This is a genomic window from Pseudomonas flexibilis, from assembly GCF_000806415.1.
In the GTDB taxonomy this organism is placed as follows: domain Bacteria; phylum Pseudomonadota; class Gammaproteobacteria; order Pseudomonadales; family Pseudomonadaceae; genus Serpens; species Serpens flexibilis.
In genome coordinates this window covers 388232-404021 of record NZ_JTAK01000005.1, presented here as the reverse complement: position 1 = coordinate 404021, position 15790 = coordinate 388232, and the positions used below count along the sequence as shown (strand labels likewise).

The window sequence follows — 15790 nt, the reverse complement described above, 5'->3', positions numbered from 1 at the left end:
AAAAAAAGCTTCCATTTATCAGATGGTTACTATATAGTGCGCACCACTTCCAGCGAGGCTGGTAGTGATCTCGGGGCGTAGCGCAGCCTGGTAGCGCACTTGCATGGGGTGCAAGGGGTCGAGTGTTCGAATCACTCCGTCCCGACCAAAAAAACTCCAAAAAATCCAGTTACTTAGCGGTGACTGGATTTTTTTATGCGCGACCGAAAATTTTCGGTAGGCAATTTGGGGCCTTCTGGTAGGCAATTGGTAGGCAATTAGGATTTTTATCAGGCAGGGTTTCGGGGCCAGGGAGGCGTCAACGCGAGGCAGTTTCTCCTGGTTACGCCCGCCCGCGAGACGCGATAGCCCTGCAGGCGGAAGCTCCACATCAAGGCCAGTGGACAGCTGTCGGACGGGTCCGCCCGCCTGATGGGGTGCGAGCGTCAGCTGGGCTTGCGTACGAAGGGATCGGTCATGGCAACGGCTCCGGTTGAGGGTGTCGCCATTGTTAGGCCATCATGCGTCGTTATGAGGCGCATCCGATAGCGAGTTCCCGCATGGCCGCCAATAGTACCCGTAGCACCCTCAGCCGCCAGTGGCAGCTTCTCAAGCTGTTGCCCAGTCGCGGGCCTGGACTGACCGCAGCCCAGCTCACCAAGCTGCTGGACGGTGAAGGTCACGAGATCAACAAGCGTACGGTCGAGCGTGACCTGCAGGAGTTGTCCCGCCTGTTCCCGTTGCAATGCAACGACCGGGGCAAACCCTACGGCTGGCACTGGAGACCGGGGGCACAGTTGGAGCTGCCGGGAATCGAACTCAGCGAGGCGCTGAGCCTGGCGCTGCTGGAGGACACCCTGAAAGCCGTGCTGCCGCTGAGCCTGCGCCGCGGGCTGGAACCGCGCTTCCAGCAGGCGCGACGCAAGCTCGAAGCCCTGGCGGAGGAGAACGCCACGGCCCGCTGGGTCGACAAGGTCGCCAGCGTCCAGCCGCAGATGAGCCTGCAGACCCCGGATGTGAACGTGGCGTTGCTGGAGCGCATCCAGCTTGGCCTGCTGGAGGAGCAGCAGTTGCGCTGCCGCTATTACGCTGCGCACCAGGACAAGGAGCGCGAGCTGATCCTCAATCCGCTGGCACTGGTGCAGCGGGGCTCCACCACCTACCTGATTGCCACGGCCGAACCCTACAGCGACATTCGCCAGTACGCGTTGCATCGATTCCGCGAGGTGCAGGTGCTGGATATGCCACTGACCCGGGCGGAAGGCTTCTCGCTGCAGGCATATCTGGACAGCGACGCGCTGCAGTTCGGCGCACAGGCGCCGGTGCGGCTGCAGGCCTGGGTCAGCGATACCCTGGCGCGGATGATTCGCGAGACGCCGCTGTCACCCGACATGACCCTGGAGCCGGGCGAGGAGGGCTTTTGCCTGCAGGCCACAGTGCGGGACAGTTGGCAGCTGCGCTGGTGGTTGTTGCAGCAGGGCGAAAACATCTGCGTCCAGGCCCCCGCCGCGTTGCGCGAGGCCATGCGTGAAACGTTGCGTCGTGCGCTGGCGCGCTATGAGTGAAGCGCGCGTGGAGCGACGCTCAGTACCGCATACCCCCAATAAACAGAGTAAGCCAGTAGGTCGGGGCGGACTGCTCAACCTCGCGCTGGGTTTGGATACTCACGAACCACTTGCCGCCCGATGCGCTCACGGTGACGTTCTTCACCGTACCCAGTTCGCCTGGGCTTAGTCCATATTCAGTTTCTCCGAGAGCTCTGATAACGACTGACCCAAGCATGCAGCCTGGATGCGACGGATTGGGTTGCAACAGGACGCGACCCATTCTGTCGTGCAGCTGGTGGAAACTGAGCGTATGTTTTTTCCCCTGAAGCGGCGATGAAAAAATGCGACCTCATCATTAGTCATCTCCGCGAATGCATCGGCCAGCTAGAGTCGACCATCGAATGCTTGGAGAGTGGGTTGGTTCGCCATCGCCATGAGCCCTTGCAGTACAACGAGGGTCACCTTCAAATCGATCTTGCTCATGCCTACCACCACATGAACTTCGCGTGGCATATCCGCAACGTGCGATTGCTGGTGGGAGTGGGGATTTCGAGGATTGGTCCAAATTCCCAGCCTGGTGACGCTTCAAGCTGGAAGCCGCTGCGTACTCCAGAGGTCCATCATCCGCCAAATCCGCTGTAGCCGGACGCGAGGGGCGCGCTCCGGATGAGCCTGACCGGCTATCGAATAGGCGAACCGAACTGTTTGCGGATTAGACAGTGAGCCGAATAGACGGCATTATCGGCTCACAAAGCGAGCCGAATAGATCAACTAATCGGCTCACAGATGAGCAGCAGACCATGAACGAACCCCTCTGGATCTGGCAGCAGCCCGATTGGCCACACTTCACCTGGCAAGCCGAACCGCTTGCCCCGGTGCTACGCGCCTGCACCCTGGCTCAAGGTCGCTTGGTCGGCATGCTCGGCGCGGTCGAGAGCGATACCGAGGTGCAGAGCAGCCTGGATGCCATGCTGCAGAACATCGTGACCTCATCAGCCATCGAGGGCGAGCAGCTGAATGTCGGCTCGGTGCGCTCATCTCTGGCGCGGCGTTTGGGGGTGAGCGAGGACGGTCGCACCACGGCGCGCTCCGAAGGATTGGCGGAACTGCAACTGGATGCCACCCGCGCATCTCAGCAGCCGCTGGATCTGCAGAGACTGTACAAGTGGCATGGCTGGCTGTTCCCCAGTGACGACAGCCTGCTGGTCCGCCCCCTACGCATCGGCGCACTGCGGGGCGAAGAGCCCATGCAGGTGGTCTCAGGCCGCATCGACCGGCCTACTGTGCACTTTGAAGCACCGCCACGCACGGGGTTGGAAGCGCAACTGGCCGACTTCCTCGCCTGGTTCGAACGCAGCCTCGGCGATGCCAGTCTGGACCCCTTGCTGCGCGCCGGCATTGCCCATTTCTGGTTCGTCACCCTGCATCCCTTCGATGACGGCAACGGTCGTCTGACCCGTGCGATCACCGACTTGGCCTTGGCCCAGGGCGAGCCCCAGTGCATCCGTTTCTACGCCATGTCGGCCAGTATCCTCGCCGATCGCGCCGGCTATTACCGCATCCTTGAAGCCAGCCAGAAGGGCACCCTGGATATCACGGCCTGGCTGCAGTGGTTCCTCGGCACGCTGCTCAGGAGCCTGGAACAAGCGTTTGCGCGGATCGACCGTGTTCTCGCCAAGGCTCGCTTCTGGCAGGTCCACCGGAACCAGGCCCTGTCTGCCGAACAAATCAAAGTGCTCAACCGCCTGCTTGATGGCGGGGAACGCGGCTTTGAAGACGGAATCAGTGCGTCCCAATACCAGGCCGTGGCGAAGGTTTCCAAAGCCACGGCCACCCGCCACCTTGGCGACCTGCTGGGGAAGGGCTGCCTCGTGCGGCTGCCTGGCAGTGGGCGGAGTACTCGGTACCAGGTTAATTGCGACCCGTCATCGCGTCATGGGGCGCCGGTTCATTCTGAAGCCCAGCCCACGGCAACTCACCGCCCCATGCGCGAATAACCCGCAGTGCCAGTGCGCCCGAGTCGCCGCAGCGACATGCACGAGACACTGCGAAGGGCGGCCTCTCGCTACGACTGACTGGTTCGCTCAGAGCACGCTTGGCATCCCCGCGACAACACGCGTTCTTGACGGTCCGGGGCGGCTGGTTTGACGAAAATCAACTGACCATTCAGTCATATTGCCGAGCGAGTCACCGAATAGCTCCTTGGCCAGGCTGCGCCCTGCTACCTCTCGCCGTTGCGAGCTACAGCTACTGGACGTTTTTTGTTCAGTAATGGAGTTCGCATACGCCAAGGAGGCAAGGCATGCAGGTAACACCAGTATCGAAAACCCACTACCGTCCCATCGAGGCCGCCATTCGCTGGCTGGGGCTGCTGCGCTACGAGAGTGTCATTCTCGCCGCGATGAAGCAGCCCAGAACTTTTCCGCGCAGTCTAAATTGCCCGCGCGGCTCAGAACTCCGGGCGCGCACAGAGCTCCTGTACGATGCCATCCAGAATGGTGATCTGCCCTACGGCAGGGCGGGTGTTACCAGCAACGATCCCGACCTTCTGGATTCTTCGGAGCTAACCATCCGTCACGTGGATCTGAGAAAGTGGATGGTGCGTCACTTTCCCACGCAGCGCCCGGCGTTCCTGTTCAGTCGCAGCGAGCGCAACATTCACCCGATCATTACCTTCGAGGCCGGCCAGGCGATGCTGGTTGAACGCAAGGCGCTGCGCGCAGAGATCTGCCAGTACCGGACCCGACTCCAGTATCTGGAGCAGCACCAGGAGGCGTTAATCAAACAGGCTGCCGCCATCCCCGCCGGTGTCGCTTGCCCCATCAGCGACCGCGCTGAAAAAACCTTCCTGCACATCATTGGTGGCTTGCTTTTCCTGCTGTTGGGGAAGTCCCCGGGCGGCAACCCTTACTCCTGCTTCAAGACACAGGAGGCCGTTATCAGTGCTCTGGAGGCCCACTTTGACAAGTTCATGGGCATGACCGCGCGTACCTTGCGTGGCAAGTTCGCTAAGGCCAAACGCCTGATTGTCGCCGCTGATTCTGATTCAGGGGCTATGTAACTGCAGTCGCCCAAACTGCATTTGCCGTGGATTTCGCCTCTGACGTCTCTTCAATAAGGGTCATCTACAACCGCGCCTTGGCGCGAAAGGAGTGACCATCATGTTGAACAACCTGCTACCGGGCGAGCGCTGCATCCTGCGCCGTGTGGAAGTCGAGGCAAAGACCGGCTTGCGTCGGGCACAAATCTACGTACTGATAAAGCGAGGTACCTTTCCAAAGGCCGTGCGGCTGGGCTCGCGTGCCGTGGGTTGGGATTCAGACGAGGTGGAACAGTGGATCGCCGAGCGCTTCGCCGAACGGCGCTGATCCGCTTCCTGCTTCGTCACCCCACTCAAGGACGAGCCCAGCCATGTCACGTCTGCACAAGCTGACCCGTGGTCATCACCGGCTACGGCCACTGATCGAGTTCGCCCTGGCCGAGGGCTGGGAGGTCTGTCGCACCCCCGGCGGTCATTTGAAGTTCTGCAAGCCCGGGCTGCCGCACATCTACAGCAGCGCGACCGCCAGCGACCATCGCTCCGAGCGCAATGCCCGCGCCCGCCTGCGGCGCGCGGAGCGTCAGGCCGAGCACGAGGAACGCTGCCATGAGTGAGCAGCCGATCAGTGCCCCGGTGTCCCTGGAGGACACGCCGCTGGTGGTGACGCTCGATCAGTTGCGTCCCTACGAGCACAACCCGCGCGTAACCCGTAATCCCCGTTACGACGAAATCAAGGCCTCGATACGCGAGCGTGGCCTGGACTCGCCTCCGGCCATCACCCGGCGGCCGGGGGAGGCTGAGTACATCATTCGCAACGGCGGCAACACCCGTCTGGCGATCCTGCGCGAGCTGTGGGCAGAGACGCGCGAGGAACGCTTCCTGCGCATCCCATGTCTGTTTCGCCCCTGGCCGGAGCGCGGCGAGATCGTCGCCCTGACCGGGCACCTGGCCGAGAACGAGCTGCGCGGCAGCCTGACCTTCATCGAGCGGGCCCTGGGTGTCGAGAAGGCCTGTGAGCTCTACGAAGCCGAGACGGGCCGGGCGCTGTCGCAGTCCGAACTGTCCCGGCGGCTGACCGCCGACGGCTACCCGGTGCCACAGCCACACATCAGTCGCATGCGCGAGGCGGTGACCTATCTGCTGCCGGCGATCCCCAATCTGCTCTATGGCGGGCTTGGGCGGCCGCAGATCGAACGCCTGACCCTGTTGCGCAAGGCTGCCCAGCGACTCTGGGACCGGCGCGCCACGCGGCGGCGGCCGGGATCGGCGTTCACCGAGGTGTTTCAGGACGTGCTGGCACAGTTCGATGGCGTGGTGGACGGGCTTTCCGTGCAACGTGTCCAGGACGAGCTGCTCGGTCAGTTGGCCGGGCTGCTGGAGTCCGACTACGACACCCTGGCGCTGGAGCTGGAAGAGGGTGAGAACTGGCAGCAGGCGCTGCTCCAGGAACCGACGAGTCCGGTGGCACCGCCGCAGCTGTCACCACCGGCCGATGCATCGCCCTGGCCGGTTGCGCCGGCCCGCCAGACAGCCGATAGCGAGTGTTTCGATCCGCCTGCCCAGACGCAGCCCGGCGAGTCGGCGGGCGCCGAGATCCGGGAGATCCACAGTGTCTCGCCCGGAGCCGGCACCGAGCGTTTGCGCGCCATCCAGCAATTGACCGCCGAACACCTGGGCGAACCGCTGGCCGATTTTGCCAGCACAGGCGAGCAGCCGATCCCCGCTCCGGCGGACGGGCTGGATCCCATCCCAAATATCTGGTTCATCGCGCCCGCGCTGGATGAGCCGGGCGCGTTGCGCGTGCACATCGCGCAACTGGCCCAAGAGATCGCCGCGGAAGCCGATCTGGATGCCGGCATCGAGGCGAGCGCTGAGGGTATTGGCTACCGCTGTCGAGACGTGGCGATTCAGGCGGAAGCCCGGCCGCTGTTCGGCCTGCTGTCGGCCTTGAGTGGTTCGGCGGATTCCACCGTTGCGTTGCCGGGGCTACCCGCAGACCACCTCGCCGCGCTGCTGCTCGGCGCCGGGGAAACCCGGGTGGCGCGGCTCAGCGATGCGGGGCTGATCAAGCTGTTTCGGGTGCTACGCCTGGCGCGCCGGTTGCGGGAGCTCGAGGTGCCGCAAGAAGGCACTGCTGCGGTTCACCTTTACTGAGAGGCGGCTGGCATGTCCACATCCCATCCCCTGAACCAGGCGGTGATCAATCAGGCCCTGCAGGATCTGCGCAACGGCCAGCTGCGGCGCTGCCTAGCCATGGGCTTCGCCGAGCGTGACCTGGATGCGCTCAAGTATCCCGAGCTGGTCAGCATGTTGGTCAATGCCCGGGTCCCCTGGTGCACGGTCACGGTTAACCGCGAGGTCTTGCGGCGCCTGTTGCAACAGGTCCGGCAGGTCGAGCAGGAGGTGGCGATCATCGATCGCATGCTGCGCGCCGGGGCCAGTACCGAACTGGTCAGCCAGTTCTATGGCCTGACCCACCAGGAGGTGGCGTTGCGCCGCGCGGTGCTCGGCCTGCCCAAGCGCAAGGGGCGCCATCCCGTGCTGAGCGAGGCGCAGGAAATCGAGCTCTGGCATCGCTGGCAGCCGGAGCTGCAACGCCGCCAGCAGCCTCTCGATGACACCCACGGGTTGCTGCTGACGACCCTGGATGTGGCGCAAGCCATGGCGCTGCCGCTGTCGGTGGTGTGGGCCACCGTGCAGCAGTGGATCGAGCAGGGCCTGGTGTCCGGCTAGTGGCCACTCCGCCGGTGGAGCGCGGCGAGCCGGGCGGGTCCGGTAAGTCCGGCCCGGATGGCTTTCTGTTCAGCGGCAACCGTCACGAGAGCACACCGCGCAGCTTGTTGTTGGATCCCCGACTGACGCCCCTGGAGCGCAACGCCTGGCAGGTGTTGCGCCTGCACATCACGGGCGAGGGCGTGGCTGTCTTCCCCAGCTACGAGCAGTTGCGCCCCTTCCTGGCGTCCACGCCATGCGGCGCCCGGGCTTCCTGCGAAACCATCGCCCGCGCCCTGACGGTACTGCGCCTGACGCGCTGGCTGAGTCTGGTGCGCCGCCGTCGCGACGCCCGCAGCGGCCGCCTTCAGGGCAATCTCTACGTGCTGCACGACGAGCCGCTGTCGCCGTGGGAAGCCATGCAGCTGGATGCCGAATACCTCGGACTGCTCAGCCAGGCGCTGGGGCATGCCAGCAAGGTCGTCCAGCGGGTGGGATGGCACACCCTGCAGGAGATCGATGAGGATCCCCGGATCTCCGAGCAGTCCCTGCCAACCCGCCTGCAGGTGTTGGCCCAGCGCATGAACACCGTTTCCGAATCCGAAGCGGGCCGGACTGACTGGCTTCGGAATCCGAACGACCCGCCTTCGGCATCCGAAGCAGGGCCGCAAGCCGTGCCCCCCGTCTTGCTACCGAATCCGAAGCGGGACCGTACAGTACAAGCCAAAAAAGAAGTACGTACTACGGCGATGGGCAACCGCGAGGACCAGCCATTGCGCCTTCCCGAGCGCTTCGGCAGGTTGCAGGCGGAACAGCGGCACGGCGCGCTGGCCGCCCTGCAGCGCCTCGACGCCAGTGATCGCCAGGCGGTGCTCGACGAGTGGGACGCCCGCTGCCGGCGCAGCAGCATCCGCAACCCGGCCGGCTACCTGTTCGGCATCATCCAGAAGGCGGCGCGGGGTGAGTTCCGGGCCTGGGCGGGCCAGGCGCAACGTGAACCGCCCAGCCCGGCGCCGCCGCCAGTTGAAGAGCCAAGGCCTGCCGCCAAACCGGCCGAGCCGGAAGCGGTTCGCCAGCACATTGCGCAGATACGGGACCTGCTGCGGCGCAAGTGACGGGGCTGTCGGCCGGCTGGAGCTATACCAGTGGTATAAGCCCTGCGAGCGAGCGCACAAAGCGTCGCGCCCTGCTGCAGTTTCCCGACTGCACGCCTTCCACATCCTGCCCAGTCTGGCGACACGTTCCCCACTTCGTGACCCGCTCATGGCCAACGACTCCCTGCAGCTCAACCTCGGCTCGCTGCGCAGCGCCATCTCGCTGACGCTGCACACCCACCACGCCGCCCGGGTCTGGCGCGGCCGGGCGCCCAGCGCGGAGCGCCCGGGCATCATCGGTCTCAGCGCCTTTGTCGCCAGCGTGAACCGCATGAAGCGCGGGGCGGAGCAGGACGACCCCTACAGCGACTGGTGGATGCTGCGTATCGAGGAGAAGCTGGAGCAGACCCGTTCCAGGCTTCAGCTGCTGCGTCAGCAGGTGGATGAAGCCCTGGCCAGGGTGCCGTCGGCGTTGTCCCTGGGCGAGAACCTCAACCTGCAGCCGGTAAAGCTGCCGCTGTTCATCAACGCCCAGTTGGGCTTCATGGCCGTCTACCTGCTCGCCGAATACGACGAGGTGGTGCGCAAGCTGATCCTGGCCCACCACACGGCGCTGATCGACCGGCACACTCTGGATATCTGGCTGGAGGAGGGCGCGCACCTGCTGCGTAGCCTGTTCACCGTGGCCCAGCAATACCAGTATTCCGGCACGGTGCGCGACGACTTCGTCGCGCAGAACGCGGCGGCCCGGGCGGCGCTGGAGAAGTACGGTCCCTTGCCGCAGGACGTGCTGGAGGGCAGCCGGCGCTCACGCTTCGCGCCGCCGCGGGTGCGGCGCCAGACCCCGGTAGGCGAGGGCGTCGAGCCGGGCGAGCAGCACGCCCCCGACGAGGATGCCGGCGCGGCACGTGAAGAGCGGGAGTCCGACGCATGATGATTGGCGAGCGCGCCCGTGCTCCGTTCCGCGGACTGGAACAGGCAGACTTCCAGCGCCTGGAACAGGCCGCCTACCTAAAAGGCCTTTTAAGGCCTTTTAAAGGTAAGGGGCTGGAGGACTGGGCCAGCCAGTGCGTGGGTCTGCGTGACCAACTGATCGCCCTGGCCACCCAGCGGATCCTGTCGCAGGCGCAGGCCTACCCCTTCAGCCTGCTGGGCGTGCAGCTGTCACTGCAAACCACCGGCAGCGGCACCAGCTTCCTGCGCTGGCGCAACCTCGACCGTTCACGGATGGGTGTGGCGCTCTGGCAAGACCTGCTGCAGGCCCAATCGACGCCTGAGCGCCTGCTGGCCGAGCTGTATGCCATGGAGCAGCAGCGCATCGTGCTGAACATGCAGGTCAGCCTGCTGCATAGCCTCGGCCGCCAGGCTCGGGAGTGCGCCGGCAAGCTGGCCGCGGCCGAGGCCGTCTACCGGCGTCGCCTCCATCGTCCACCAACCCGGGAGACACCATGAGCACGCACTTCAGTGGCGAAGGCAACATCGGCTCCGTGCCGGAGTACCGCGAATTCCCCAACGGCAATGACGAACCACGTCGGCTGCTGCGCCTGAACATCTACTTTGACAACCCCATCCCCAGGAAGGACGGCGAGTACGAGGACCGTGGCGGCTTCTGGGCGCCGGTGGAGCTCTGGCACCGCGAGGCCGAACACTGGAGCACCCTGTACCAGAAGGGCATGCGCGTGCTGGTCGAAGGTCGCGCCGTGCGGGACGAATGGGAGGACGCCGAGGAGAACGAGCGGGTGACCTTCAAGATCGAGGCCCGGCGCATCGGCATCCTGCCGTACCGGATCGAGTCGGTGGCGCTCACCGCCAAGCCTGTCGCCGGGCCGTAGCCAAGGAGACCCATGCGCCTGTTCCTTTGCGAGAAGCCCTCCCAGGGCAAGGACATCGCCCGCGTGCTGGGTGCCGCCCAACGCGGCGACGGCTGTTACCGGGGCGCCGGCGTGGTGGTGACCTGGTGCATCGGCCACCTGGTCGAGGCGGTTGCGCCCGAAGGTTACGGCGAACAGTACCGGCGCTGGTCCCTTGAACAGCTGCCGATCATCCCCGAGCACTGGCGCATCGTGCCCAAGGCGGCCACCGCCACGCAGTTGAAGGTGGTCCGGCAGTTGCTCGGCCAGGCCCGCGAACTGGTGATCGCCACCGACGCCGATCGCGAGGGTGAAATGATCGCCCGCGAGCTCATCGAGCTGTGCGGCTACCGGGGACCGATTCAGCGCCTATGGCTGTCGGCGCTGAACGAGGCCTCGATCCGCAAGGCGCTCGGCCAGCTGCGCGATGGGAACTCGACGCTGCCGCTGTATCACGCGGCGCTGGCACGCTCGCGCGCCGACTGGCTGATCGGCATGAACTTGACCCGCCTGTTCACCCTGCTGGGCCGCCAGGCCGGCCATACTGGCGTGCTCTCGGTCGGCCGGGTGCAGACGCCGACTCTCAAACTGGTGGTGGATCGCGAGCGAGCTATCCGCGATTTCGTGGCGGTTCCGTATTGGAGCATCCAGGTGCGATTGACGGCCGAGGAGCAGACTTTCTACGCCCGCTGGTTGCCGCCGGCGACCAGTGTCGACGACGAGGGGCGCTGTTTGCGCCAGGAGGTTGCCCTGCAGGCGGCTGAGCGCGTGAAAGCGGCGGGACCGGCACGTGTGCTGTCGCTGGAAACCGAGCAGGTGCGTCAGGCACCTCCGCTGCCGTTCGATCTCGGCACCCTGCAGACGCTGTGTTCGCGGCGGCTGGGGCTAGACGTGCAGGAAACGCTGAATATCGCCCAGGCCCTGTACGAGACGCACAAGGCCTGCACCTACCCGCGATCGGATTCGGGCTACCTGCCCGCCAGCATGTTCGCCGAGGTGCCGGCCGTGCTCTATGCTCTGCTGCGCAGCGACCCGGCGCTGGGACCAGTGATCGACCGGCTGAATCTCACGCAACGTTCCAGCGCTTGGGACGACGCTCGCGTCAGCGCCCACCACGGCATCATTCTCACGGCCGAGCCGATCAACCTGGCGGCGATGAGCGAGCGGGAGCGGGCGGTCTATCAGTTGATCCGTGACCGTTACCTCGTGCAGTTCCTGCCGCACCATGTGTTCGAGCGAACCACTGTGCGGCTGGCCTGTGGCGACGAGGTTCTGCAGGCCGCAGGCCGGAAGATCCTCGTGCCGGGCTGGCGTGAGCTGCTGTGCGAACCGGAGCTGAGCGAGGCGCAAGGCGAGGGCGAAGCCTTCGCCGGCGCTCAGGTGCTGCCGGCGCTGCATTGCGGCCTGACCTGCGGCATCGAACAGGTCGAGGTAAAGGCGTCCAGCACGCTGCCACCGCGACCCTATACCCAGGGCGAGCTTGTGGCGGCCATGAAGGGCATTGCCCGGTTGGTCCGCGACCCACGCCTGCGGCAGACGCTCAAGGAGAGCACCGGGATCGGCACCGAGGCGACCCGCGCCGCCGTCATCCAGGGCCTGCTCGATCGCGGCTATCTGCTGAGGAAGGGGCGCTCGGTGCGTCCGTCGGACACGGCCCGCATGCTGATCGACGCGGTCCCCGCCGCGGTGGCGGATCCGGGCCTGACCGCAGTCTGGGAGCAGGCACTGGACCGGATCGCCAGCGGGCAGCTGAGTCTGGAGGCGTTTGTCGCCCGGCAATCGGCCTGGGTTGCGCAACTGGTCGAGCAGTACCGGGGCGCGACGCTCACCATCGCACCTTCGGCGCCCCAGGAGCGCCAGCGTCGTCCCGCCTCGCGCACGCGGCGGGGCAAGGGGCAGGGGCCTTGAGCACAAGTCCCGCTTCGGCGGGATCGCCAGCGCACATTCCCTTCTGCAAGCGTGCGCGCGCTCCGTCAGTCCGCTACGGCCGTTGGAGCGAGAAGGGCTTCTGTTCCGAGGTCGCGCCCTGACGCGATCTTACTGATCGGTGTGATGCGTTGGCCCCGTGGGGTCTCCCGATGGCTTGTCAGCCGAGCCACCCGGAGACCTCACGGGTCGATGCCAGTCGCCGCCGGTGCCCGCCGGTGAAACAACGGGCTCCCTTTGTGCGCGGATGTGTGCCTGAGCGTACCGGCCCCAGTCACGACACGGGCCGGGTGACGAATCACCGGGTAGCGGCTCCCAAGCCGCGCCAGGCGACCGTCACGGGTGGTTACCTGTTCCACCGCCGAAGGCGCAGGCCCTCGGCGTTTCCTTCCTGTTCCACGCCCGGCAATCCGGGCGTTTTCAGCTGCCCATTTCTCCGCGAGGACCGTGTGCGGCGTGCGCATGCTGCCCCGGCTTGTGTCGCCGAACGGTTCGGCGTCTGGCCAGCAGCCCTCGGGTCACGCGGCTGCCACGGAGCCTCTCCGTGCGACCTACCCGTCCGCATCGGCGGACGCCCTGTCTCCGCCGGCCCGGCCGGCAGCCACTCATCCACCCGCTGGGGTTCGATCCCCAGCCGGGGATTGGCCTCGTCCTTTCAGGAGAACGTCCATGACTCCCAACCCTTTCATTCGCGGTTATCGGGATCTCTACCAGGTGCGCACCCTACTGATTTGCCCCGAAGGAGGCGCGCCGCTGTGGCGGCCGCTGCATGCCAGCCAGGCACGCCTGAGCGACGAGCAGGTAGTGCGCTCGCCCTGTCTGTTCAATGAGGAGTTCGCCGTTGTCGGCGAAGGCCACGTTGTGGCGGACGAGCTGTTGGCGCAGTGCCAGAGCGAGGGCCTGGCGCTCTCGGTGGTCTATTCGCTGGAAGGGCGCGACTTCGATGGCAGCCCGGTGCATGTGGGAGACACCTACACCCGGGAGGCGGCCCGCGAACGGGTCCGGCGGCTGGGTTTCGAGACCGGCTTCTACAGCCGTTGCTGGGAAATCAGCACCGCGCACCTGACCGGACAGGCACTCGATTACCTTTGCCGTCTGGCTGATCTGCCCGTGCCGACGGGCTTTCTGTTCGAAGTCTTTCGCCTTCCGCGCAGCGGCGCTCTGGGCGTGAAGCTCCTCGCCACGCCCTGGACCGATGAGCATCTGCAGCGCATCGAAGGCATCAGCGCCGCGCAGATGCTCCAGGAGTGCCGGGAGCGCGGCGTGCTGGAATCCCTGCTGGAGATCCTCCATCTCGCGGCGCTTGCCGATGTGCGCGTGCTGATCTTCGATGCCGACGCGGCGGTACTGGAGGGACTGCCGCTTTACGATGTCTGAGTGGCACACCGAGCCCCGTTCAGGGGCTCGTTTGGTTACGGGCTGGGAAATCAGGCGTCGGCCAGCTACCCATTGATCCAGGCTGAACCCGGCGATTCACGCCATCCTGCCTCCGTGCCCCGCTGATTGCGATCAGCAGCATGCCCAGGCAGCCAGGATCTTCAAGGCTGCGGCGCGGCTTGACCGCGTTGATCACACCAGTTCGCTCCGGCATCCCTGCGCGAACGGCCATCGGCAACGGTGGTGATGCCTGTCTGTAGTTCCTCAACCTGTGCGGGGTCACATCACCCGCCAGGGTCGATGCGTCTCCGCAGCTTTGCTACGGAGATCCGCCATGTCTCAAGAAAAATCCTTCTTCGACCTGCACATCAGTGGTCTGGGTTACCTCAATCGCATACGCGAAGTCACACCCCGGAAAGGCGAACCCTTTCTGGCGGCCGATATCGCGGCACTGAACGGTCCCGCCGACGGCGTGGAGTACCGCCGTTTCGACGTACGCGTCAGCGGGCGCGAAGCTCAGCAGTTGGTGCGCCGCTGCCTGCCTGCCGTCACCGCCGAGCGCAAGGTGCTGATCGGCTTTCGCCTCGGCGATCTGTGGACCGACACCTTCACCTACTCGCGCGGCAAGCGCGCCGGTGAGGTAGGGGTCAGCCTCAAGGCGCGGTTGTTGTTCATCGGCTGGATCAAGGTCGATGGCGAGCTGGTCTACAAGGCCGAACCCCGGCCGACCGACACCGCCACGCCGACTCCTGACTCCACCCTGGAGCAGCCTGCAGCCGCGCAGCTCGCCTGACCGTCGCCACCGCGACATTCCACCCACCGCCGGGGTTTCTCCCCGACGGGGAGGCTCCGGCTTCTGTCGTCACAGGAGGCCACCCATGGGCTGGTATTTCTCACCGCAGTCCCGAGCTGAGCTGATCCGGGAACTGATCCAACCGTCACAGACCGAACGCGCCAGCGTCACGGTCATCGCCCACGCACTGCGCGGCGACGCCCTGTGGTCCGTGGTCGAAGTCACCGCCAAGCAGGCCGGTGTGCATCGGGATCTCGCTCCAGGCGAGTCGCTTCGCTACATCCGCTGCGACCTGCTGCAGCGCAGTGGTGGCGAGTGGGGGTACAAGCCGCTGGACGAGTCCATGCACCCGTACCGCTATTCCTGCCCGCTGTCCTACCTGGCCCTCGCGCCCGAGCAATGCCGCGAGTGGCGCGAGGGCGTGCGTGCCTGGCATGCGCGACGGCGAGCGCCGACTGCAGTGGAACCGCGCACCCCCGTCTAGTCGTTCGACACCTGTCCCAACCCGCCCCGCAGTGAGGGGCGTTCTCTCTCTTCGCAAGCCCGCGCCCTCCAGCCGTTGCCGGTCGGTCAGCGCTTGCCCGTTTTCCGAGGAAAATGCCATGCAACTTGCATCCCGCTTTGCTTCTGGCTCGCCGATGCTGCGCAGCGATCATCCGCTGTCTGATGATCAGATCCGTGCCGTCGTACCGTCGATCTTCGCGGCCGAGGCGCACCACAGCCGCTCGCGGCGTTACAGCTACATACCCACCGCCGCGGTGCTGGCGGAATTGCGTCGGGAAGGCTTCCAGCCGTTCATGGTGTGTCAGACCCGCGTGCGGCAGGAGGGCCGTCGCGAGCACACCAAGCACATGCTGCGCCTGCGTCACGCCAGTCAGATCAACGGTGACGAGGCGAACGAGATCATCCTGCTCAACTCACACGATGGCAGCAGCAGCTACCAGATGCTGGCCGGGATGTTCCGCTTCGTGTGTGCCAACGGCCTAGTCTGTGGCGACACGCTGTCCGACGTGCGCGTGCCCCACAAGGGCAATGTCACCCACCAGGTGATCGAAGGCGCCTACGAGGTGCTGCACGGCTTCGAGCAGGTGCAGCAGTCGCGGGAGGCCATGCGCGCGGTGCGGCTCGATGCAGGCGAGGCGGAAGTGTTCGCCCGTGCCGCGTTAAGTCTGCGTTTCGACCCGGACAGTCCGGCGCCGGTGACCGAGGAGCAGATCCTCATGCCGCGTCGTTTCGACGACCGGCGTCCGGACCTGTGGTCGCTGTTCAACCGTGCACAGGAGAACCTGATCAAGGGCGGCCTGCCGGGACGCCAGAGCAATGGGCGTACCCAGCGCACCCGCTCCGTTCAGGGCATTGACCAGAACATCCGCCTCAACCGGGCGTTGTGGATGCTGGCCGATGGGCTGCGACAACTGAAGTCCTGATCTATCAGCGGGCCATGCCGAACAGGCATGGCCCGCTTTTTTGTG

Annotated in this window: 15 protein-coding genes, 1 tRNA gene and 1 pseudogene; all 17 read left to right on the top strand. The window is 65.4% G+C overall.

The window, feature by feature from the left end; translation table 11 throughout:
* Positions 1-71: 71 nt before the first annotated feature.
* The 17 genes and pseudogenes from PT85_RS14025 to PT85_RS13945 all read left to right on the top strand — a co-directional run bounded on the left by PT85_RS14025 (position 72) and on the right by PT85_RS13945 (position 15745).
* A tRNA-Pro gene (locus tag PT85_RS14025) sits at positions 72-148 on the top strand.
* Between the two features lie 391 nt (positions 149-539).
* On the top strand, positions 540-1544 hold the full coding sequence (locus tag PT85_RS14020; RefSeq protein WP_039606993.1) for a helix-turn-helix transcriptional regulator: 1005 nt from the start codon (positions 540-542) through the stop codon (positions 1542-1544).
* Between the two features lie 782 nt (positions 1545-2326).
* Positions 2327-3523, top strand: a complete 1197-nt coding sequence (locus PT85_RS14015; protein WP_052237694.1) for a Fic family protein — start codon at positions 2327-2329, stop codon at positions 3521-3523.
* A 305-nt stretch (positions 3524-3828) separates the two neighbouring features.
* Positions 3829-4587, top strand: a complete 759-nt coding sequence (locus PT85_RS14010; protein ID WP_039606992.1) for a hypothetical protein — start codon at positions 3829-3831, stop codon at positions 4585-4587.
* A gap of 100 nt (positions 4588-4687) precedes the next feature.
* Complete coding sequence (locus tag PT85_RS14005; RefSeq protein ID WP_027590723.1) at positions 4688-4894, top strand: helix-turn-helix transcriptional regulator; 207 nt, start codon at positions 4688-4690, stop codon at positions 4892-4894.
* Between the two features lie 43 nt (positions 4895-4937).
* Positions 4938-5180 carry a hypothetical protein gene (locus PT85_RS14000; RefSeq protein WP_027590722.1) on the top strand — a complete coding sequence of 81 codons (243 nt, stop codon included), beginning with the start codon at positions 4938-4940 and terminating at the stop codon, positions 5178-5180.
* Positions 5116-6720: a ParB family protein gene (locus PT85_RS13995; RefSeq protein WP_082013075.1), complete on the top strand. Its 1605-nt coding sequence runs from the start codon at positions 5116-5118 to the stop codon at positions 6718-6720. The genes PT85_RS14000 and PT85_RS13995 overlap by 65 nt, the downstream gene beginning before the upstream one ends.
* A 12-nt stretch (positions 6721-6732) precedes the next feature.
* Entirely contained in the window at positions 6733-7299 is a 567-nt protein-coding gene (locus PT85_RS13990) for a DUF2857 domain-containing protein (protein WP_039606991.1), read from the top strand.
* Complete coding sequence (locus PT85_RS13985) at positions 7299-8393, top strand: STY4528 family pathogenicity island replication protein (protein WP_052237692.1); 1095 nt, start codon at positions 7299-7301, stop codon at positions 8391-8393. The genes PT85_RS13990 and PT85_RS13985 overlap by 1 nt, the downstream gene beginning before the upstream one ends.
* A 148-nt stretch (positions 8394-8541) precedes the next feature.
* Entirely contained in the window at positions 8542-9306 is a 765-nt protein-coding gene (locus PT85_RS13980; protein ID WP_074467519.1) for a PFL_4669 family integrating conjugative element protein, read from the top strand.
* The gene (locus PT85_RS13975; RefSeq protein WP_052237691.1) at positions 9303-9824 is read left to right on the top strand and encodes a DUF3158 family protein; all 522 of its coding nucleotides are present in this window, start codon (positions 9303-9305) and stop codon (positions 9822-9824) included. Before PT85_RS13980 ends, PT85_RS13975 begins: the two co-directional genes overlap by 4 nt.
* Positions 9821-10204, top strand: coding sequence for a single-stranded DNA-binding protein (locus PT85_RS13970; RefSeq protein ID WP_039606990.1), 384 nt, complete (start codon positions 9821-9823; stop codon positions 10202-10204). The genes PT85_RS13975 and PT85_RS13970 overlap by 4 nt, the downstream gene beginning before the upstream one ends.
* 12 nt (positions 10205-10216) lie before the next feature.
* A pseudogene (locus PT85_RS13965) lies at positions 10217-12115 on the top strand (DNA topoisomerase III); the annotation flags it as partial.
* 702 nt (positions 12116-12817) lie between these two features.
* Complete coding sequence (locus PT85_RS13960; protein ID WP_039606989.1) at positions 12818-13525, top strand: DUF5983 family protein; 708 nt, start codon at positions 12818-12820, stop codon at positions 13523-13525.
* Between the two features lie 334 nt (positions 13526-13859).
* Positions 13860-14318, top strand: a complete 459-nt coding sequence (locus tag PT85_RS13955) for an STY4534 family ICE replication protein (RefSeq protein WP_039607058.1) — start codon at positions 13860-13862, stop codon at positions 14316-14318.
* Positions 14319-14403: 85 nt separating this feature from the next.
* Positions 14404-14802 (top strand): hypothetical protein, encoded by a 399-nt coding sequence (locus tag PT85_RS13950; RefSeq protein ID WP_039606988.1) that lies wholly within the window; start codon positions 14404-14406, stop codon positions 14800-14802.
* A gap of 118 nt (positions 14803-14920) precedes the next feature.
* Positions 14921-15745, top strand: a complete 825-nt coding sequence (locus tag PT85_RS13945) for a DUF932 domain-containing protein (RefSeq protein WP_039606987.1) — start codon at positions 14921-14923, stop codon at positions 15743-15745.
* Positions 15746-15790 lie beyond the last annotated feature (45 nt).